Raw genomic sequence first — 20,590 nt, 5'->3', positions numbered from 1 at the left:
ATCATCCGGCCGCCCAGTGCCGGTACGCCTCGATCCACTCCGCGCCGCGCGGCGGCGGCTCCGGCAACGGAAGATCCAGAATCCCGATCGCCTGACGAATCCGACCGCGATGGCAGATCGCGACCATGTCGCCGTGGCGCAGGTCAACCCGCCGCACCATCACCTCGACACCCAGAACCTGCGTCGTGAACGGCACCGCCAGATTGTCCTCGATCATCGTGTAGAGGCCAGTCAACTGCTCGTCATCGTCGTAAGCGTCGACCGTCGCCTCGCCGACCAAAGCATCCAACTCGGCCCGGCTGAGTGAACCCACCGCAGCACCCTACGACAGCCCCCGCGCTACGTCCCGAGCGACCGGATCCACCGAGCCCATCGCCACCCTCGGGGCGGCGCGCACAGGCTGCAGGATGGGCGGATGTTCATCCTGCGAGCGACCGCGAAGCTACGCCAACGCATCGGCCCATCCGCCCCGCATGACGGCGAGCGGTCCACGACGGTGCTCGGCGACTGGTACGCCACCGCGCTTCCGCGGCGACCGCAGGTCGCGCTGCTCGTCAACGAGCGCACGTTGCTGCCGGTGCTCATGCCCCTCGCGCCGGCCGCCACCATGCCGGGCCGGGTCGCCGACCAGGTCGGCGAGGTGCTCACCGCCCACGGCGTGCCCGACCCGGTGATCCGCGCCGAGGCCGACCAGATGCGCCAGTGGCGGATCGCGCCGACGGCCAACCGCGGCATCGTCGGCATCATGACCGACTTCGCCTTCCTCGCCGACACCTGGCGCAACGCCGCCAAGCCGAACCTCCTCGATCTCGCCGTACGGCTGGCCGCGACACCGTGCAGCCCGCTCTACCAGCGCCATGTGAGCCCCGACCGGGAGCTCGCGGCCATCGTGCAGCAGATCAGCTCGTGAGGATCATGGGGATGCCGGTGACGGTCACCAAGCCCTCGTCCGACGCTCCGTCGGGGTAGCCCTGTGCAGAGTCTGACGGCAGAACAGCGGGCCGGCTGAGAGACTGCCCACGGGCGGCGCTGCCGACCGGCGGAGCGTCGTCCCGGGTAAGCTGCCGTCCATGCAGCCCGCCTCGAAGCTGGAGCGCCGGGTGGTGACCGCTGCCGAGCAGGCATTGCGGCACAAGCGTTACGTGAGCCCGCTCGACGTGCTGACCGGGATGGGCTGGGTGCCGCTCGGGCTGGTGACGGACTGGCGGCAGGGCCGGGCGCCGCACCTGGAAGCGGTCGCGGCGGTGTCGGCGGACCGGCTCGCTGACGCGCTGGAGGTGTTCCGCCGCTGGGTAGCCAGTCGTGGCCTGAGCCCCAGCCAGGTCGAGTATCTCGCCGCCACCCGCGACCGGCGGCCGCTGCGCTTCACCGCCGCCGGCGATCTCACGCTGGAATTGACGTACCGCACGCACTGGACGCCGGCGGACCTGCCGGAGCGGCAGCGGGAGCGGCTGGCTGCCCGGCAGAGCAAGCCGCCGGACCTGGTGGTGGTGCAGCCGCTGAAGGCGTTCACCTGCGTCGGCTGCGGGCGCATGGACGCCGACATGCTGATGATGGAGGACGCCGGGCCGGCGTGTCTCACCTGCGCTGACCTCGATCACCTGGTGTTCCTGCCAGCCGGCGACGCGGCGCTGACCCGTCGGGCCAAACAGGCCAGCCGGCTCTCGGCGGTGGTGGTGCGGTTCAGCCGCTCCCGGAAGCGCCACGAGCGGCAGGGACTGCTGGTCGAGGAGGCCGCGGTCGAGCAGGCCGAGCGCCAGTGCCTCTCCGACGAGGAGGCCCGTGCCCGCCGCCGCGAGCGGGACCGGCAGCGGCGAGCGGCCGCGGACGAGCGGTTCCAGCAGGATCTGGCCGAACGGATCGGCCGGCTGTTCCCCAGCTGTCCGCCGATGCGGGCGGCGGCGATCAGCCGACACACCGGCACCCGCGGCAGCGGCCGGGTGGGGCGCAGCGCAGCCGGTCGGGCCCTTGACCCGGACGCCGTGACCCGGGCCGTGGTCGCCTCCGTGCGGCACGAGGACACCGCGTACGACGAGCTGCTGATGGCCGGTGTGCCCCGGGAGCAGGCCCGGGAACGGGTCCGGGACGACATCGATCGGGTCCTTGAACGGTGGCGGCGCCCGGCCTGAGCGCCGGACCCCGTCCCGCCCCGAGCCTCGCTGGTCGGCTCGCAGTTCTGCTGAGAAACAGCAGGTCGGACGCGTTGTAACCGGAGGTGGCACCTGGCTACAGCTAGGCGGCCGGGAAACGACTCGGCCCGCTCAAGGTAGTCCGGGTGGCGGGGGATCAGCGGTTGCCGAGCAGGGCCCGTGCGACGTCGGCCGGGTCGCTCAGGCGTGGCAGCGGAAAGTTGTCACCACTGTCCGGCTCGGTGGGTGATGGATCGGCGCGGCGTCGTTGCGGGATCTCGATCGCTGGGCTGCCGTCGAGGCGGAGGCCGGCCGGGGCGTGGCCGGCGGCGCGCAGTGCGGCCAGGGTTTCGGCCTGCGATTTTGCGGTGGCGAGCACGGTCGGGGCGAGCCGGACCAGGTGCAGGGCCTGCAGCGAGCGGGTGTTGAGGATTTCAGTGAGCAGCGTTTCGTCGTCGCTGCACAGGCAGCAGCCGGCTGGGCGTACCTGAACGCGGCCGTATCGGCGGGCTACGTCGTTGATCAGGTACGTGAGTGTCTGCGGCACCCGGCCGCCTTCGGCCACCTCGGTGATCCGGGCCAGCAGATCCGCCGGGGTGCTTCCGGCGTCGAGTGCGCCGCGGACGCTGGCCGGCGAGAAGCGCCAGGTCCAGGCGCCGCTGCGGGACTCCGGCCGGGCCGCGCCGTCCAGCAGCGCCAGCAGGTTGGCCGACGGGGTGCCGGTCACCACCGCGGTGAGGTCGTTCTGCAACAGGACCGTGCTGCGGGACCGGGGCAGCATGGCCTGAGCGTGCCGATGAGTCGCGTCGGCGTCACCGGTCAGCAGGCTACGGCAGAGCCTCGTCGCTGTTCCGTGAGCAAGCAGGCCGAGCCGGTGGGCTTCCCGCCAGATGCCGGTGACATATCGGTGCAGATCCTCGTCGGCCTGGTCGGTCAGGACGGGGCTCTGCCAGGCCAGCCGGTCGGCGAGCGCGCCGGGGTCGGTGGCATGCCCTTCGGGTAAGACATCGGCGAGCGTACGCAAGGCCAGGGCACGCAGACCCGTCAAAATCATCTCCTCGCCCTCGTTCCAGTAGAGGACACGGGAGGAGACCGCGGTGGAGTCGGCGGGGGCGAGCGGGCACGCGGGCATCGTCAGCCAGGTGTCGACGAGGTCCAGCAGCTGGTCCGCGGGTTCGGTGGCGGCGAACTCGTCATAGGCCGCCGAGAGGGCCAGACCGGTGTCCGAGGCCTCGGTGAGGCCGCCCGCGGCAAGCAGTTCGATGATCAGGCGGATATGGTCCTCGTCCAGGCCGGACGACTTGGCGATTCGGCGGACCTCCCGTACGCCCAGACCGCCGGTCTTGAGCAGCGGCACCGGGCCGCCGCTCATGGTTCCGGCGATCGCGGTGATGGCGGCGAGGGTCTGCGAGGCGGCGGCTGCGGCCTCCCGTTCGGCGTCCCTGGGCTCGACGGGAGTGGTAGGCAGGGCCGGCGGCTGCGGGTCGAACGCGACGTAGCCCTCCCGCAGCGCGAGCGCGACCTCGCGGGGCATCTCCTCGACGCCCCACGCGGAGCCGACGACGAGACCACGCTCGGCGGCCCACGGCAGCCCCACCCCGGCCGACCCGAACATGATCCCTCGCACATCGAAGGACGGTGCCGGCCGCGAGGCGAGCGCGGCGAGCCTGGCGCGAACATCGGCGGGGGCCTGCGCCACGAGTCGGCGCACGTTCTCCGGCCGCGCCAGCCAGCCGACCAGCGCAACGATCAACTCGTCCTTGCCGCGGCCCGCCACGGGGATGCCGTACACCTTCGCCAGCCTGCGCAGCTCGTTCATGTTCCGTCCGGCGAGCAGCTCGGCGGCACCGGGTCCGAGGCCCAGCGGGCGCGGCCACATCGGGCTCAGATGTGCCGCCGCGAAGCCGTCGGCGTACGGCCAGATCAGGGCGAGCCCGGTGAGCCGGCGCAGCGCCGCGGCCAGGTCCGCGTCGCCCTCCGGTACGCCCAACAGCGCCGCCAGCCGCGCAGTGGTGCACCCATCGCCCAGCGCCGCGGCGGCCTCGCCCACCTGGAGCTGCGGCAGGGTAAGCAACGCACAGGCAGCCACCATCGACGACGGGTGAAGCAGCCGTACGGCGAGCTGGTCGGCGGTCTGCGGCGCAGGCTCGATGGTCGCGTCGCGACGTTTCGCGACCAGAGCGGTGAGCTGCTCCTGGGTCAGGGCGCAAAGGTGAGCGGCGAGGGACTGCACCCCGCCAATCTACGACGCCCCTCCCCGCCGGACGCGACAAGTACGCCATGCGGGGGACCGTGCCGCAAGGTGTGGATCATCAGCGCGACCCGGCTTGTGGCGCGTGCTGCCGGTTTGACCCCCTCCGTTGAGTATCCGTTTTGGGTGGACTCAATGTGCCAGAACCCGAACCGCATTCCGCAGCTCAGGGGCCAGTCGTGACGGTTTCACCGGTAGTCAGGCGGGTCGCCTGACGGGGACTACGCCACCCTGCCCCTGCCGGACATCTCCACCGTGGCGCTCGACAGCCGCCGCGACGCACAGACCGGCCGCCCGGGGACGCCACCGGCCCGGCCTGGCCTGGCAGCCGTCGGACCTCGTCTTCGCCACCCGCAACGGTCGGCCGGTCGAGCCGCGCAACTTCAACCCGCTTCAGGGACCGGCGCTGCGATGTGGCGGGAGCCCGGCGGATCACCGTCCGGGATGCCCGGCGTACCTGCGCCTCGCTCCTTGCAGACCTGGACGCGCATCCCGGGTGGCGACACAGATCCTCTCGGCACGCTCAGTTCGCCATCACCATGGAGATCTACACGGGGGACTGTGTCGCCTCGCGGCGCCGGGACGCACCCCTGACCAGCGGCGACGCGTGATGTCGCCAAGCGTCATTCCAGGGTTGGGTGCTCGGTGGGCGCTCGCACACTAAAGCCAAAAACCCGACAAATACCCCGACAGGAAGAGGCAAAAGGTGGTGATGGTGGGCTATTTTCCCAGTTCAAAGGTGGGCCGCCTGGGACTCGAACCCAGAACCTAAGGATTAAAAGTATCCCAGATGGCTCCAAAGTCGTCTTAATCGCCCACAGTAGTCGAGTAAGCTTCGGACGTCCGGCTGCGTCGGGCCGCGTCCATAGCGGTTCGGGCTGTTCCGCGTTGACGACCACGCGGGGTCAGGTAGCAACTGGTCGTCGGCTGGGGTGGAATCCGGGGTTCATCTGGCGCGTCCGTCAGGGTGGGGGAACGTCCGAGCACCCGCGGAGCACCCGAATCCGTGGGCCGTCCGATGCCGGTCCGCGTCGCATTCCGTCACAGCAGGGCGGTGCGTGTCGGCGTACGGGTTCCGCTACAGAGTCAGGTACGCGCTTGACGGTACAAAGATCCGCATGCCCCGAGGAACAGCGTGCCGCTGACCATCGGCCCACCAGTCTCCGTGTCAACGCCTACGCTCAGTTACCGGCACGCAGTCGGCCGACGCCCGGATCGCGGCAGACCAATGCACGAACGGGTCCGCAAAATCCCCCTCGGGCTGCACCGAGGTCTTGGCCTAAGATCCTCGTCTACCGGGACGAGGGGAAGCGCCTACAGCGATGGAAGAGTTCCAGCCAGGCTACCCGATCGATTTGCGATCGAATGATATGCGGATGCGTGAATTTCGCAGCTACCTAGGTGACTTTGAGTTCCATGCGGCGCGCGTTGTTGCGCGACTAACCGGAGAACGAGTGGTTATTCAGGACGACAATAGCGCCCGGGGCATGGCTGACCTTCGCATCGAATATAGTGATCGACCGCCGGCGTACGTTGAGGTCGTAGCAGATGTCGAACCCGCATATGCGCAAATGACGCAATTGATTCTCGGTGACCAAGAAATAGTTGCCCCTGAGCTTCGCAGAGTCTGGTATGTCACGCTTGCAAAATCTGCCAGACTCCGGCCACTTAGGCCTACGTTGGTGAGGCGCCTTCAAGGACTCGAAGATGCAGGCGTCTTTCTGGAGCTCGTGCGGCCTGAGGGTAGCCTTGCCGTCTCCGCCGTCGAAGAGGTACGCCAGCTCGTCACCTTGGGTGTCGTGCAGCTCGCGTCCCGACCGGCGCAGCCCGGAGAGCAGCCGAAGGCTCTTTTATATCCTCAGGGGGTGGGAGGGCCTGCAAAGCAAGACTGGCCAGCGTTCAACGCTTGGCTGGGTGCGTTCCTGAAAGCGCCGGAAAGAGGCGACGTTCGACGAAAATTGGCGGCAACGGGGGCATCTGAACGTCACGCTTTTGTAGGGTTAACATTCAGCACCCCCTGGCCGGCACTTCACAGCTTAAGCGAGGACTACGACAGCTTGCCGGACCAGGCGCCACCTCTACCGGGTGAAATCACCCATGTTTGGGCGTGGGCAAGTCCGATTGGAAGGTGCATCGCTTGGTTTCCTGGGCGTGGGTGGTTTGATCCCCGGGCGCATTGGGCTACCGCATGAGACCAATGTGCCGACTGACTTCGGCGTCGTTGGGCGCACTCAACTCGGCACATCCGCGCGCCGCCACCCGTCAGCCGTCTGCACTCTGCGAGGCGCGGTCTGCGGCTACTTGTGCATGTGCGGTGTTCTGATGATCAGGGCGAAGCGGGCCTGCAAAACGCCGGTCAGGCGGCTACCGTCAGCGACCAGAAGACGAGACGGCTCCCCACCTGATCATCGGTAACTCTTCCTGAGGCAGAATCACGGCATGAGCCTCACTCTGGTAGAACTCGATCGTCCAGTGGGCGAGCGGCTTTGGTTCCCGTTCACGTACGAGGAAGCGGGCCTCGGATTTAACAACCAATGGTGGTACGATGGCCCCGTCTACCTCGATTCCAAGAGCATCTTTCTGCGAGTCCTAGAGAACAACAACGAGGTTGCGCGGGTTCATCTGGACAACGAGGTTGGAATAATCGATCACTACGCCGACGTTCCGCCACTTGGAGCCACCGCACTCGAGATCCAGTTCATTGAGGTGCACAACGATCACCGAGGCCGCGGTATCGGCCGCGCTGTCATCGACCTCCTCCACAACAGCTACCCAGGCCGTCGGCTCGTGGCCTTCTCCGAGGGTGCCGACGGCTTCTGGTCATCTCTCGGTTGGCGTCGGCACCTTCACGCCGATCCCGAAGAGGCGCGGTTCGTCCGACCCCTCTTCATCCAGCCACAGGTGTAAGGCTTGCCGCCGCGCGGACGAGGCTCCCGGTCCCTGGGGGCGTCATCGGCTCGTGGTGAGCGGTGCCGCTGCCTCTGCCGGGTGCGCGCTCATCGACTAGCCTCGACGATTTGCGCCTGACGTCGGCTCGTTCCGCCCGGCGACTCTGATCGCTGCTGATCGATGTTGTGGGGTTCCGGGCATGGTGGTGGGCCGTCTGTCGCGGCGGCGGGCGTGGTCTCCTGGGGTCCTCCGGGTTGTTGGGACGGCGGCTGAGCGGGGTCAGCCGGGGGCGGGGATGGCCGCGATCCGGTGGAACGCGCCGGTGATCTGTTCGGCCCAGGGCCAGGTGGACGGGATGCGTAGCCAGCGGCGGCGTTGGCCGTGCACCAGTCGGGCGGCGGTGTGCAGGATTCGGTAGCGCAGCCGTTTCGGTTCGGCTTTGGCCAGGTCGCCGTCGAGGGCGATGAGTTGCAGCCATGCGATCAGGTCGGCGGCGATCGCGGCTGCGGTGCACCATGCGGCGTTGATGGCGAACTCGCGTGATGGCAGCCGTCCCAGGCCGGTGTCCTTGGCGCAGCGGATCCGGTCCTCGACGCGGGCGTGGGCGCGGTGTCGGGCCTCCAGCCACTGCAGGGCGCCGGTGGTGGTGTTGGTGACGAACGCGGTGTAGCGCCAGCCATCGCGGTGCTCGAACAAGGTCAGTTGGGCGCCGGGGTGGGGGCGTTCCCGGCGGACGATGACGCGCATCCCGGGCGGCCAGCCGGCCAGGGTGAGCAGCCCGGTGAGTTCGGCGACGTGCGCGCCCTCGCGCACGCCGCCGTCGGCGTCCAGTGCCGGTGTCCAGGCCGCGGTGGGCAGGGTGGTGATCGCGGCGCGTTCGGGCTCGCCGATGGACCAGCCGATCGAGTACTCGACCTGCCGGCGCGGGCTGTTGCGTCCGGTCAGCCAGTTCAGCACGGCATGTGTGGCGGCGGCGCTGTCGGCGCGGATGAGCAGCCGCTTCCGGTGCGTGGCGGGGATCTGCGCGACGGCGTCGGTGAGCACGTCGAGGTGGTCGGCGGCGGTGTTCGCGCCGGCGTTGCCCGGCCGCAGCGTGACCGCCAGCATTTCACCGGTGTTGTCGCAGGTCACCAGCATCGGGTGGAAACCGAAGCTGTGTTTGTAGGTCGGCGCGGCGCCGTCCTTGTCGCTGTGCGCGATCACGATGGTGGAGTCGACGTCCAGCACCACCACCCCGGCGCCGATCTCCCGGCCGGCCGCCCTTGCCGCCGGTGGGCCGCCGAACATCCGCCAGAGTCGGGCCCGCACTCGTGCCCGGGCGGCGGCGATCCGGCGCAGCTGCACCGGGCCGAGTTCGTCCAGCATCCGCCACACCGTGGTGTCCGAGGCCACCGTCCCGAACACCTCGCCCTGGTGACGCAGCACGTCGATGTCGGCGATCGCCTGCCCGCCGTCGGCGATCAACACGGCGAGATCGACCAACACCCGGCCACGGTCGTGCACCGGCCACCGACCCCGCCGCGCCACAGCAGCCGACAACGCCCCGGTCAACCCGGCCCGATCGGCCAGCATCCGCAGCAACACCGATCCGGCGTGCGACACCACACCGGCACCGTCCGCGGTCACCCGCAGATCCTTCGACCACGCCGTAGACTGCACCTCGGAAGTGCCTCCCCTGCAGAGAAACCTGTAGATGTCGCAATCACAAGTTTCCCCTGCATCAGAGGCACTTCCGCTTATCTACACGCCGACCAGCGGCGCATCTTGACGATCACCATGAATCGCCCAGGCTAGATCCGCACGTCGAGGAACGACTGGCTCAGCAACACCCGTCACGCAATGTTACCGACTTGGATCGTCGCCAGATTCAGGGGGCCAGTCGCCGGACGCAGACCGAACTCCGCGCGGTGTGCACTTGCAGCCGTACTTACTCTGCACTCAAGCCCTGTACGCCGACAGGTAGGTGGGTGAGTACTCGCGCGGGATCCAGAATCCAGCGCAAGACTCCGGGGAGCGTGGGTGGGGGCGCCGAAAAGTGTCGGGGCTCTCCGTTAGCGTAGCCATGCAGGGAAGCGACGAAAGGCTGGGCGACGTGGTGACGGACGGCGAGAAGGTGGATCCCGCCGCCGGTATTGTCAACCCGCGCCTGAGTGACGTCTTCGGCTTGGTGATCCGGCAGGACGAGGTGGACTTCGTCGTTCCCCACCTGCGCGAGGACCTCCCGCTCTATCTCGACCCGTTCCTGCTTTGGAAGTCCGACGACCCGGAGTACCAACGGCTTCACGCCGACCTGCTCGGCTTCGTAGACGAAGTCCGCAAGCACGCCGCCGACGGGCGGGCCACGCGAGCGAGAATGCTCCTGTCAGAGGTCAGTGAGCCGGTCGAGCTCGGGTTGGGCTACGCCGCCGGGACCAAGCGGGGCTCAGCGCTCGGTCCCGGCACCATCGACGGCATCGTCCGCACGTTCCAACAGGTCCCGCAGCTCCAAGCCGCTGGCCTGGACCACCTGGAGGTTCTCTCGCTGCTCGTGCCCGGCATCGCCGAGGACCGCATCAGCGACCTGACCGCCTCAGTCATCAAGCGTTGGCTCACCGAGTTCACCGAGCGCCGCTGCGAGGACTGGGGAATCCCGACGACCCCCCGCCGCCTCCTGGGCTGGGACGCCGCAGCGCTTGATTGGCGACCGTTCGACGCCCGCCTTCCGCACAACCCCTCCGACGGCTCGCCCGTCCTACTCGCGCCGCTGAACCTGCTCCGCCGGCTGCCCTGGATCAACTACGGCGACTACTACCGCACCGCCTACGCACCGCTCGTGCTGCCGCCGGGCCGCACGGGCAGGACCGTCGCCAAGCAGGACGTGCTCGCCTACAACCGTGCGCACTTCGACACCGTCTGCGGCTACGTCACCGAGCGGGAGGCCGCAGCCGCCGCGTGCGCCCCAGACCCGCTCTTCACGCCGCTCAGACTCGCGACCGTCAAGAAGAAGGTCTCGGAGATTAAGGCGCTGCCGACCGGCCGCAGCGACGGAGCGGACAAGAAGTTCGAGGAACTCGCGTTCGACGTCCTGTCCTCCGTGCTCTACCCCGAGCTCGACCTCGCCGGCCAGCAGGAACGAACGATCAGCGGCGCCCACATCCGGGACGTCATCTTCCACAACGACGGCAAGACACCGTTCCTGACCGACCTCCGGGACCAGTACGGCGCGCGCCAGCTCGTCTTCGAGCTCAAGAACGTCGCAGAGCTCGACACGGAGCACGTCAATCAGCTCTACCGCTACCTCGACGACGAGGATATGGGCCGCTTCGGCGTCCTTGTCGCGCGCAACCCGCCGAAGACCCGCGTCCAGCGCAACATCGTCGACCTGCACTCGTCCAAACGCCGCGCGGTCCTGTGCCTGGACGACTCCGACCTCGACCTCATGGTTGCCCTGCTCGACTCCGGACGGCGCCCCATCGAGGCCCTACGCAAGAAACACGTCGAGTTCACCCGCCGCCTCCCGAAGTAGGAGAACACATGCCCCGCACCGCTCATCCAAACGACGGCTCCTCGCCGTCACCAACCGACCAGCAGGCAGCGACCTATGACCGGCTCGTTCCTATGCTGGAGGCCGCCCACCGCGAGATGACCGAGCTGTCCAAGAAAAAGCAGGATGGCATCGTCAACGCCCTCAAGATTAAAATGCTCAATCGTCTCCTCAGCGAGCTCAGCAAGGTCATCGAGAAGGACCCCAGCCATGCCTTCGTCGACATGCTCGACGAAGAGACCCTCCCGCAAAACAGCGACGCGGTCCTCGTCCTCAGCCAATGGCACGCAGCGCTTCAGCAATACAAGCGCCGCCACCACCGCTACGACTCGTCAATCCGTAAAGACCGATGGTTCACCGTGGAGAACCCCTGAGGTAACTATCGCTGACGCGGCCGAACTGGCCGCGAAGTGCAGAACAATGCTCCGCCTCGCCATCATGGCGGAGCACGGGGAATGCGGCAAGTGGTACTTGCCTTGTCAGATCAACACGGCCACCCATCGGAAACGGTGTACGTGCCCGCAGGGCGCCGGTTAGTGCAGAAGCTAGTAGTCATCGCCGTGGAGAAAGTAATGGAGCCTGACGAGCAGTCCGTCGCGCCGCCCGACCATGACCTTCTTGAGTTAACGCTTGAAGTAGCACCGGACGTGCCGCGGCGCGTCATGGCTAGCTATGCGCGACTCTGGCAGCTCGAAACATGGCTACGGCAGATGGTCTACGTCGAGCTGCGGGCGGCCTTCGGGAACAGCTGGCAGCAGCAGGTTGCAGCGCTTCCGGGACATACGCTAGCCAACGACCTTCGCTTGACTCACATGCCGACGCCAGAACAGAACCCGATCAGCTACGTAACGTTTAGCGTCTTATTGAAGACAGTCGCAAACAACTGGAAGCTATTCGAGCCCTACCTGCCGCCACAGAATCTGTGGGCGTCCAAGCTGGAGGAGGTCTCGCAGATCCGCAATAGAGTGGCACACTTCCGACTCGGCCACGGCGACGATCTCGACCGCGTCCTCCGTTTTTTGCGCGATATCGACCAAGGGTTCTGGAAATTTTGCACCAGCTACAACAGAGAAATACCCGTGTTGCCCCCGACCAGAGATCCCGTCGTCAAGCGATTTCACCCGCTCAACCAGTTCCCCTTCGTTGAGGTCGAAAAGCGGAAGTGGGCGATGTCCGGCACCGTGGGGTCAGGCGAAGCCTTTACCGTGGCCATTAATGCAATAAGACGGCCGTGGCGGACGACCTCTGCAAGTGGCCGCATCTCTGGACAGGAGGGCTACCTCTATGATGTGAATATAAGGGGATTAGACAGGCGCGGGTTTGACTACCGCCGCTTTCTGCAGGACACTCAGCACCTTCATGGTGACGTTGTCCACATCTGCCTGGAGTCGTTCAATACTAGCATCCGCATAACCATTCCGGCCGTTCTTGGCGCTCGGCGGGTAAGTAAAACGATACAACGCCTTATCGACTGGGCGCCAAACTCGCTACAAAAAATCTCAGATATGGACGACCGGACTGCGGAAAACGAACGCCTTGCTCAGGAGTGGCCGGAGTATGTGCTGGGTCCGGGCAGTCCTCTGTGCTTCCTTACGTCCGACATGCCTTGCTCGTTTTTTAGCGTGTAGGAGCACCGGATCGAATCCGGCACGTCGTACCCGGTCCACTCCCCGGCGTATGTATGGCCAGGCATTTGACATCCTGACTCTTTCGTAGCGAGCCCACCCACCCGCGGATAGTCCGATAACTGCACAACTGAAGCGTGCGGGGTGTCGATGTTGTAAGCGTGACCGTTCCAGAATCGGCAGAATTGACGTGAAGCGGTGCCCCTTTGACAGTGCAGACCCTATAGGGTTTTATTTTTGCCATGATCCGGTGCGCTCAACTCGGCAGTTCCGGGCGCCTGCCGGCGTACCGCCCACGCTCACGTTATGTGGCGCGCGAATCGCGGCAGACATAAGAAGTTCGCCGAGCATCTGCGAGAGCTGAAGGGACAGCACTGATGGCGCGTAGCTGGCGGGATGTCCGCTCCCGCATGAACCTCGACGAGGACAAGGTTGAGCAGCACAAGGAGCGCATGCGCGGCGAGGTACGCGCAGCGCGACTGCGTGAGATGCGCGAGAGGCGCGGCCTGACTCAGCAGCAGGTTGCCGACAGCATGAACGTTTCACAGCCGCGCGTCGCCGCCATCGAAAGCGGCGAACTGCCCAAGGCTGAGGTCGGCACGGTCGCCCGGTACATCGCTGCCCTCGGCGGCAAGGTTAAGTTCGTCGCCGAATTCGACGGCGAATGCGTGACCCTCAGTTGACGCGAGGGGCACGAAGGCGCCTCTGCGCTGCCCTCAAGCTTGTCGTGCACGTCACGGAGCCTCGGCTGATGCCGGGGCTTCGCCGCTGAACGGCAACCTGACTGCGGCTCCGATCTCGCCTGCTTGTCAACGAGCGCACGTTGCTACCGGCGCTCATGCCTCTCGCGCCCGCCGCCACCATGCCGGCACGGGTCGCCGACCAGGTCGGCGACGTGCTCGCCGCCCACAGGGTGCCCGACCTAGTGATCCGAGGCGAGGCCGACCAGATGCGTCAGTGGCGGATCGCGCCTGTGGCCAGCCGCAGCGTCGTCGGCATCATGGCCGAGTTCGCCTTCCTCGCCGACACCTGGCGCCACGCTGCCAAGCCGGACCTTCTTGATTTTGCTGTTCGGCTGGCTGCGACACCGTGTAGCCCGCTCTACCAGCGTCACGTCAGACCCGATCGGGAGCTCGCGGCCACCGTGCGGCAGATCAGCTCGTGAAGATCATGGGCATGCCGGTGACGATCACGAACTACCGCGACCTGTTCGCCAACCTGGCGCGACACCCGCGCATGTACCTGATCCGAGACGACTTCTCGACCGCAGTCGCCTACACCGAGGGCTGTGCGATTCACGAGGGCGCCGACCCGCCCTGGGACGTCAGCTGCCGATGCCAGGTCCGGGACTCATTAAGCTGCGTGGATGGCGGCGTGTTCCGAGCTGACCAGACCGCTCCCCTGGGTGGGGCGCGGTCATAGTCTCTCCGGGGTAACCCCGGGGACGCAGCCCTCACCTCGGCACCACACCACAAACATCGAACACCTCGACTGGTACGCCGACCGGCGCGGACTGAATCGCCGCGCCACCGACCAGCGGCTGCACCACTACCGCTACCGGTGGACCGACCGAGGACGACTCATCGAGGCACCCAAGCCCCGGCTGCGTGCCCTGCAGCGGCGGATCCTGGCCGAGGTTCTCGGTCCGATCCCGGTGCACTCCGCCGCGCACGGCTTCGTACCCGGCCGCTCGGCGCACACCTTCGCCGCGGTCCACGCCGGGCAGCCGGTCGTCGTCCGGATCGACCTGCTCGCCTTCTTCACCCACATCCCCGCCACCCGCGTGTACGGACTGCTGCGCACCGCCGGCTACCCAGAACCCGTCGCCCACGCCCTCACCGGACTGTGCACCCCCCGCACCCCGCACACCGTCCTACGCCAGGCACCCGACGACCTGCCACACCGGCCGGCGCGACTCACCGCCCTGCGCGCCGGCCACCTGCCGCAGGGCGCGCCGACGTCACCCGCGCTGGCGAACCTGTGCGCCTACCGCCTCGACCGGCGCCTGGCCGGCCTCGCCGACGCCTTCGCGGTCACCTACACCCGGTACGCCGACGACCTCGCCTTCTCCGGCGGCCTCACCACCCGACGCACCCGCGACCTCATCACCGCCGTCACCGCGATCGTGCGCGACGAGGGTTTCCGGATCCACCCCGACAAGACCCGCGTCCGTGGCCAAGCCGACCGGCAACTCCTCGCCGGACTCGTCGTCAACCACCGGCCCGCCGCATCCCGCGACGAATACGACCGGCTCCGCGCCATCCTCCACAACGCTACCCGCACCGGCCTTGAGGCACAGAACCACGCCGGCCACCCCGCCTTCGCCGAACACCTCACCGGACGCGTCGCCTGGATCGCGCACCACCACCCCACCCGCGCCGCCAAGCTGGCCAGACTGCTGGACCAAGCACTCACCGCACCACGCAGCCAATCAACCACAGCGACGCGGCAGGCCCCAGCAGAACTGGACGCCGGCGAAGCCGGACATTAGCCCGGGCCGGATCCGGCCAACCGGCACGAGTCGCGAACCTACTCAGCCAGCGCCTTCCCACCATCCACCTCCCGCCCCGACCACGGACGCCAGCCGAGGACGTCGCGCCTGGGCGCATCGCCGCTAAGTATCCTCCTGGAGTTCGCGGATGAGGGCTTGCCGCTCCTGCCTGGTCAAGCGTCGCCTCAGGTCACTGGCGGCCAGAGCAACCGGGTCCAATGGCGCAGGGGCCGGCTTCGGCGTGCGGATCTTCCCCAGCACTCCAAGCCACCGGACGTTGCGTACTTCTCGCTGGTCGCATGCTTGGTCGATGCAGTGAAGCCCCTTGTGGTGGGGGTGTTGGGCTCGGTATGCGGCGGGATCATGCTGGAAGCTGACCGGGATGAAGTAGTCGGTGCCGAGGTGCCCGCAGCTCAGTTCCACCTTCCAGTTTTGGACCATCACGTCGGGAAGGCGTTCGCCGAGCGCGACGATCTCGACATCAGAGTCGGGATCGTCCCGTGGGCATGTGCGGCACACCATGAAGTCGCCGGCACGGGACTCCTCGTCCTCCATGCGCAACACGTCGCTCTCGTGCCCGCAGGCTAGCGTGACCGACCATCGCGTCATGCCGAACCCGGCGTGCTCCGGCTCGGGCTCACCCGGCTCGATATAGCGGACCACTGTCCTGCCGTCGTTGAGCTGACACGACCAAGAGATCGGGCACGGGGCCCGCTCGGGTGGTGGCTTGGGTGCGTCGGAGCGCTTGACCAGCCAGAAGTCCTCGTGCCCGCATTCGGGTTGGAGGGCGTAGGCAACGACCTCCGTTGGCGGCGGTAGCTCCGGTAGGTGGATGTCGAGGAGGACCTTGGCCACGATCGGGCCGAACTTCTCCATGGCGGCACGGCGGCCCTTCTCGCGCCGGTCGTTGTGCGCCGCTTCCCACTCCGGCCACCTGGCCCGAGCCTGGGCAAGGGTCACCCTGAACGGCGGAGGACCCGCCGCCGCTTCTTCCAGCCGGCGAAGGATCTCCCGCCGCTGCTCGCGATTTCGCCTGCGCCGCTCGGCGGCGGTTGTCAGCTCTCCCCGGACGCTCACAGTCTCACCAACGAACGGGCAGCTCCACCCGCACCCCCGCCTCCCGCCTCGGGCCTCAGTGCCCGGGCGCTCGCCGGGGCGGCTGCTGGATGCCAACCCGGACGTGGCACATCGATCTCACCCCGTGATGGAGCCAGCGGGATCGCGCAGGGGGCCATGCCGTGCGCCTCTGGGTGTCGTGAGGTGTGCGAATGCCCTTCGCGCTGCGGCCGTTTACCGTGCTGCCCTCTGCCGGACCCGTTTCAGCTGCGCCACCGCCATGCCTGTGGGTTGCCGCGCATGCCGTGGTGCCAGGTCTTCTCGTAGGCAAGGATATCGGCGTACTGGGTGCGGGTCTCCTCCGAGCGGTACGCCTTCTCCGGCCTCTCTGCGCTCCACTCACCCATGAACGGCGCCAGGTCCTTTGGCCTTGGCGTGATGTCGAAGTCCACCTCTGCGAGCATTGCCGGGTTGATCGTGGGGTCCAGGCGGTCGGCTTTGTTCCTCGCCCAGGCCACCCACTCTTCAAGATTCTCTACGGACGCCTCGTCTGCTAAGGCGGAAGCTTCGAGGGCGGTGCAGAAGCTTCGGATGGCGTCCGCCGCCACCCAGTTGTCGAACGCGGCACGGAACCGGTCCGTGCGCAGTTTATCTGCGGCCTGGACCGTGGCGGTGGCCTTGACCTGCTCCCACTGCGCGCGTTCTTCGGCCTTCCGCCGCTCCCAGCGCTCCGTCTCCTCCCTGCGGGCGCGCTCCCGCTCCTCGTGCTCGCGTTGGTCGGCGAGATATCCCGCCTCCACCTCCTTGATGATTTTGTGGACGCGGCTCTCGAGCGTGGTGCGCTTGTCGTCCTTCCATGTGTCTGGCTTGCCATAGCCGGCGCGGTTGACCTCAAGGACAAGACGGCCGCTCGGCACCCGATCGAACTCGGGCAACGAGATCCAGGGCTGCCGCTTCTGGCGCCGCCGCTCGTCATTGGTGAGTACGTGCGGGACCTCGTCGTACTCCTCGCTGATCCTCACCGCGCGTTGTGACTTCTCCAGCCGCAGCGACAGTGTGGGTCGGGCGCCCTTGGTGTTGACGACCAGACGGTGCCCGCGGCTACGGGCTGCCCCAGCGAGCAAGCGCACGAACTCCAACGCCCGGGGCAGGAGATCGGCCGAGACGGTGAGCGCCGAGGGGTTCTTCTGGAGCGCTGCGACGATCTCCTCGTCGATCGTGGTTTGGTGCCGCGAGGCAATCCGGAAGGCGTCCCACCCGTTGCTGGCGGCGTTTGTCTTGTCGTAGAGCCTGACGACGATGTCACCTCTGTCGCGGCCGGTGTGCCGAAGCTCGCATCCGTCCGGAACGAGCTTGTGCTGCTTCGCCGCGTGGATGGCCCGCCGGTATCGCGCCCGGGTCTGCTCATCGGGTTCCTCGATACGGACGACACCGTCACCTTGGGCCAGCTGGTCGATGAGTTGCTGCGCCAAGGTAACGGTCGCCGACGCCGTGCTGCCGGCTGCCGGCTGCCTTCCGGCCCCGCCTGCGGTTGACTGCGTGGGCGACGGCCTGGCTACGTGGGCGGGGTCCTCGGGGTGGAACCCGTGCTGCAGGTAGAACTGGCCCGACTCCGTGGCCGTCGCTCGCCACGTCCCGCCCTTGCGCGTGATGTCCACCAAGCGCCGACTCTGCAGCGCACGGGCGGACCCTCGATGAGGAACACCCTCGGCTGTACTGAGATCGTCGCCGTCGGCAATCCGACGCAGTAGATCCACCTGGCGCTCGTTCAGTCGATCCCAGCGCTGCATCAGATAACCGTGCCCGGCGGATACACCCAGCGCAATGGCTAGACACGCACAGTGGCCAGGCGCGGTCGTCTCACTTCCCGCAGTCAGCCGCAACGGAGGCGCGGCTGAGAGCCGGGGAGGCGATCGGTATCGAGGACAACGGATGCGGGTCGGTACTGGCGCGGGTCGATCAGCCACGTCACGCGGACGGTAAGTCGTAGTGACCGTGCTCGCCCTGGTTGGCATACCGGTCGGGAACAGCGGTCCGCTCACTCGGAGATCATGTCGCCGATGCCGTAGTTGTCCCACCACGACGGTCGGTGCTTGCGTACGGTCCCGGCGACTCGCGTGAGCAGTAGCCAGTTTCCGTTCAGTACCAGCGCGGCGTCTTCCTCCTGGCTGGCGAGTGCGCGGCCAACAGCCGACACCATGGTGGGGATCGCGGCCTCGGGCTGGTCGTTCTTGCGCATGTGGAAGACGACGCTGACGTACACGTCTGGTTCCCACTCCCATTGGGTTCCGTCGTTGTCCTCGGCGTCGAAGCAACCGTGGCTGCCCCGGAGACGGTGATGGTGTACCCGAGTTCGTCCTCGAGGCCGCCGCTGAGCAGCCGAGGGTAGCCGGGCAGTGCCGACTCCTCGACGCCTTCAGGGGCGACGACCGAGGCGACCTGCTCCAGCGGGATCTCACCCGCCAGCGTCAGCCGGTATTCGATACCCACCTGCTGCCTGCCTTCTCAGTCTCGCCGGACGACCTGAATGATCGCACCGCTTCGGGTCACCGCCGCCAGTTCCTTGAGGTGCTCGATCGGCCAGTCGTCGAACTGCTTCTGCAGAGCGGCGAGGTCACCGCGCCAGTCCCGCAGGTTCAACACCACGCGTTGGGTCTGTTGGCTCGAAAGAAGGCGACTGGAGGCGATCGGCTGCGTTTGTTGATACCGAGGCGCGGTGGACCGAGTTTCTCAGCTGGTTCGAGATGAACGGCCGCAGCCCGGCACGGGCCGAACCGCTCCTGGACCGTGCCCACGGCTTGGCGATTGAAGCGGAGGATCAGCACCTCCCGGCGTACATCTCGGGCGCTGCTCTTGGTGCACCGTATGGCGGCATACACAGACTCGGGGGTGATCGGCACGTCGTCGGCAGGTTCGGCTGAGAAGGGGCGGCTCCTCCTCGACAGCCTGGTCGGCGCTTTCAAGGAGCATCTTGATGCCCTGACCGCGAAACTGTGAGCCATCGGCCTGGCGCCGCACCGTTTTGGTGGATATGCCGACGGGCCGGCTGGCATCGATGGGTACGCTGCGTGCATGACGTCCTCTCCTTCCGGCGTTCGCGTTCGGTTCGCCCCGTCGCCGACGGGGATGTTCCATGTGGGTAATGCCCGCTCGCTGCTGTACAACTGGGTGCTGGCAAAGCAGTCCGGGGGCACGTTGGTGCTGCGGGTCGAGGACACGGACGCCGAACGCAGCAAGCCGGAATGGGTGCAGGGCATCCTCGACGCGATGGCGTGGTTGGGCTGCGGGCCGGACGAGTACGAAGGGCCGCTGTTTCAGTCCGCCTTCGTGCAGCACCATCGCGACGCAATCGACAAGCTTCTCGCCGCTGGTCGCGCCTATTACTGCGACTGCGCTCGGGAGCAGGTTGTGGGCCGCACCGGCAGCGAGCACAAGGGGTACGACGGCTTCTGTCGGGAGCGTGGCCTGGCCTCCGCGCCGGGCCGCGCGGTGCGGTTCCGTGTCCCCGATGAGGGGCAGACGGTCGTGCGAGACCTGGTCCGGGGCGAACCGACCTTCGACAACGCGACGATCGAGGACTTCGTCGTTGCCCGCGGTGACGGGTCGCCTGTGTTTCTGCTTGCCAACGTCGTCGACGACATGGTCATGGGGATCACCCATGTGATCCGCGCCGAGGAGCACTTGCCAAACACGCCCAAGCAGCAGTTGCTGTGGCAGGCGCTCGGGCACGAGCCCCCGGTCTGGGCGCATGCCCCGATCCTGGTCAACGAGAAGCGGCAGAAACTGTCCAAGCGCCGCGACCGGGTCGCCTTGGAGGACTTCCGCGCCGAGGGTTACCTCGCAGACGCGATGCGCAACTATTTGATGTTGCTCGGCTGGGCGCCCTCCGGCGACCGCGAGATCGTCCCGTGGGACGACATCATGAACGAGTTCCGGCTATCGGACGTCAACCCTTCGCCAGCGTTCTTCGACGTGAAGAAGCTCCGCGCCTTCAACGGTGAGTACATCCGGGCGATGAGCGTGGAGGAGTTCATTTCCGCCTGCCAGCCGTGGCTGCGCGGTGAGTTCGCGCCGTGGCGGCCGGGGGACTACGACGAGGCCGCGTTCGCTGCTGTCGCACCGCTTGCGCAGACCCGGGTTGCCGTACTCGGCGAGATCGTCCCGATGGTGGACTTCCTGTTCCTGCCGGAGCCGCCGTCGGATGAGGCGGCTTGGGCCAAGGCCATGACGGGCGAGGCTGTGGGTCTGCTCGGCGAAGTGGTGGCCGCCTTTGAGACGGTGGCCTGGGATACCGACTCGCTGAAGCGGACCGTTGAGGAGTTGGGCGCTGCTCGCGGGCTGAAGTTGGGCAAAGCGCAGGCGCCGGTGCGGGTGGCCGTGACCGGCCGGACCATCGGTCTGCCGCTGTTCGAGTCTCTCGAAGTCCTCGGCCGTGAGCGGACGACGAACCGGCTCCGGGCGGCGATCACCCGACTCGGATAGGGGTCCTCAGGAGACGCGACGCGCCGGGGCGGTACCGCGTTCGGGGCTGAGCCTCTATCCACCGATGAGTGTCGGGGCGGTGGTACCCCGGAGATAGAAAGTGCCCTCTGAGCTGGAAGGATAGGAGTTCTGACGCTTCTATTC

At 67.3% G+C, this 20,590-nt stretch carries 15 protein-coding genes and 2 pseudogenes; 10 read left to right on the top strand and 7 right to left on the bottom strand.

The features are described 5' to 3' along the window. Window position 1: 1 nt before the first annotated feature. Window positions 2-313 carry a calcium-binding protein gene (locus tag ACGFIZ_RS28355; RefSeq protein ID WP_393424389.1) on the bottom strand — a complete coding sequence of 104 codons (312 nt, stop codon included), beginning with the start codon at window positions 311-313 and terminating at the stop codon, window positions 2-4. Window positions 314-415: 102 nt separating this feature from the next. Here ACGFIZ_RS28355 and ACGFIZ_RS28350 point away from each other — a divergent pair, with 102 nt between their 5' ends. Both ACGFIZ_RS28350 and ACGFIZ_RS28345 read left to right on the top strand, forming a co-directional pair. Then, window positions 416-910 (top strand): DUF6933 domain-containing protein, encoded by a 495-nt coding sequence (locus ACGFIZ_RS28350; protein ID WP_393424386.1) that lies wholly within the window; start codon window positions 416-418, stop codon window positions 908-910. Between the two features lie 160 nt (window positions 911-1,070). Continuing rightward, window positions 1,071-2,129 (top strand): DUF2293 domain-containing protein, encoded by a 1,059-nt coding sequence (locus ACGFIZ_RS28345; RefSeq protein ID WP_393424383.1) that lies wholly within the window; start codon window positions 1,071-1,073, stop codon window positions 2,127-2,129. Between the two features lie 157 nt (window positions 2,130-2,286). Here the strand turns inward: ACGFIZ_RS28345 and ACGFIZ_RS28340 are convergent, their stop codons facing one another. Continuing rightward, window positions 2,287-4,362, bottom strand: a complete 2,076-nt coding sequence (locus ACGFIZ_RS28340; RefSeq protein WP_393424380.1) for a helicase-associated domain-containing protein — start codon at window positions 4,360-4,362, stop codon at window positions 2,287-2,289. Window positions 4,363-6,819: 2,457 nt separating this feature from the next. On the opposite strand from ACGFIZ_RS28340, the gene ACGFIZ_RS28335 reads away from it, so the two are divergent. Further along, window positions 6,820-7,287 carry a hypothetical protein gene (locus tag ACGFIZ_RS28335; RefSeq protein WP_393424377.1) on the top strand — a complete coding sequence of 156 codons (468 nt, stop codon included), beginning with the start codon at window positions 6,820-6,822 and terminating at the stop codon, window positions 7,285-7,287. Window positions 7,288-7,548: 261 nt separating this feature from the next. Here ACGFIZ_RS28335 and ACGFIZ_RS28330 read toward each other — a convergent pair whose 3' ends face one another. Then, a complete protein-coding gene (locus tag ACGFIZ_RS28330; protein WP_393424374.1) occupies window positions 7,549-8,928 on the bottom strand; it encodes an IS1380 family transposase in 1,380 nt (459 codons plus the stop codon). A 304-nt stretch (window positions 8,929-9,232) separates the two neighbouring features. Between ACGFIZ_RS28330 and ACGFIZ_RS28325 the strand changes: the two genes are divergently transcribed. The 6 genes from ACGFIZ_RS28325 (at window position 9,233) to ACGFIZ_RS28300 (ending at window position 14,908) form a co-directional block, all read left to right on the top strand. Further along, complete coding sequence (locus ACGFIZ_RS28325; protein ID WP_393424371.1) at window positions 9,233-10,774, top strand: hypothetical protein; 1,542 nt, start codon at window positions 9,233-9,235, stop codon at window positions 10,772-10,774. 8 nt (window positions 10,775-10,782) lie between these two features. Further along, on the top strand, window positions 10,783-11,166 hold the full coding sequence (locus tag ACGFIZ_RS28320; protein ID WP_393424368.1) for a hypothetical protein: 384 nt from the start codon (window positions 10,783-10,785) through the stop codon (window positions 11,164-11,166). Between the two features lie 198 nt (window positions 11,167-11,364). Beyond that, complete coding sequence (locus tag ACGFIZ_RS28315; RefSeq protein ID WP_393424365.1) at window positions 11,365-12,420, top strand: Swt1 family HEPN domain-containing protein; 1,056 nt, start codon at window positions 11,365-11,367, stop codon at window positions 12,418-12,420. Between the two features lie 407 nt (window positions 12,421-12,827). Then, window positions 12,828-13,100, top strand: a complete 273-nt coding sequence (locus tag ACGFIZ_RS28310) for a helix-turn-helix domain-containing protein (RefSeq protein WP_393424362.1) — start codon at window positions 12,828-12,830, stop codon at window positions 13,098-13,100. A 101-nt stretch (window positions 13,101-13,201) separates the two neighbouring features. Then, on the top strand, window positions 13,202-13,582 hold the full coding sequence (locus tag ACGFIZ_RS28305) for a DUF6933 domain-containing protein (protein WP_393424476.1): 381 nt from the start codon (window positions 13,202-13,204) through the stop codon (window positions 13,580-13,582). A 201-nt stretch (window positions 13,583-13,783) separates the two neighbouring features. Further along, a complete protein-coding gene (locus tag ACGFIZ_RS28300) occupies window positions 13,784-14,908 on the top strand; it encodes a reverse transcriptase family protein (protein ID WP_393424359.1) in 1,125 nt (374 codons plus the stop codon). Window positions 14,909-15,031: 123 nt separating this feature from the next. Here ACGFIZ_RS28300 and ACGFIZ_RS28295 read toward each other — a convergent pair whose 3' ends face one another. From ACGFIZ_RS28295 to ACGFIZ_RS28280, 4 genes and pseudogenes are all read right to left on the bottom strand, one after another. Next, complete coding sequence (locus ACGFIZ_RS28295) at window positions 15,032-15,985, bottom strand: hypothetical protein (RefSeq protein ID WP_393424356.1); 954 nt, start codon at window positions 15,983-15,985, stop codon at window positions 15,032-15,034. A gap of 242 nt (window positions 15,986-16,227) precedes the next feature. Next, window positions 16,228-17,754 carry a hypothetical protein gene (locus ACGFIZ_RS28290; protein WP_393424353.1) on the bottom strand — a complete coding sequence of 509 codons (1,527 nt, stop codon included), beginning with the start codon at window positions 17,752-17,754 and terminating at the stop codon, window positions 16,228-16,230. A gap of 248 nt (window positions 17,755-18,002) precedes the next feature. Then, window positions 18,003-18,454, bottom strand: a pseudogene (locus ACGFIZ_RS28285) (SitI3 family protein). Between the two features lie 15 nt (window positions 18,455-18,469). Further along, window positions 18,470-18,628, bottom strand: a pseudogene (locus ACGFIZ_RS28280) (hypothetical protein); the annotation flags it as partial. 408 nt (window positions 18,629-19,036) lie between these two features. Between ACGFIZ_RS28280 and gltX the strand changes: the two are divergent. After that, window positions 19,037-20,446, top strand: coding sequence for a glutamate--tRNA ligase (gltX, locus tag ACGFIZ_RS28275; RefSeq protein WP_393424350.1), 1,410 nt, complete (start codon window positions 19,037-19,039; stop codon window positions 20,444-20,446). Window positions 20,447-20,590: the final 144 nt, after the last annotated feature.

The organism is Micromonospora sp. NPDC048830, from assembly GCF_043198215.1.
In the GTDB taxonomy this organism is placed as follows: Bacteria; Actinomycetota; Actinomycetes; order Mycobacteriales; family Micromonosporaceae; genus Micromonospora.
The sequence above is the reverse complement of the archived record's forward strand: the minus strand, read 5'-3'. Positions and strand labels throughout refer to the sequence as shown.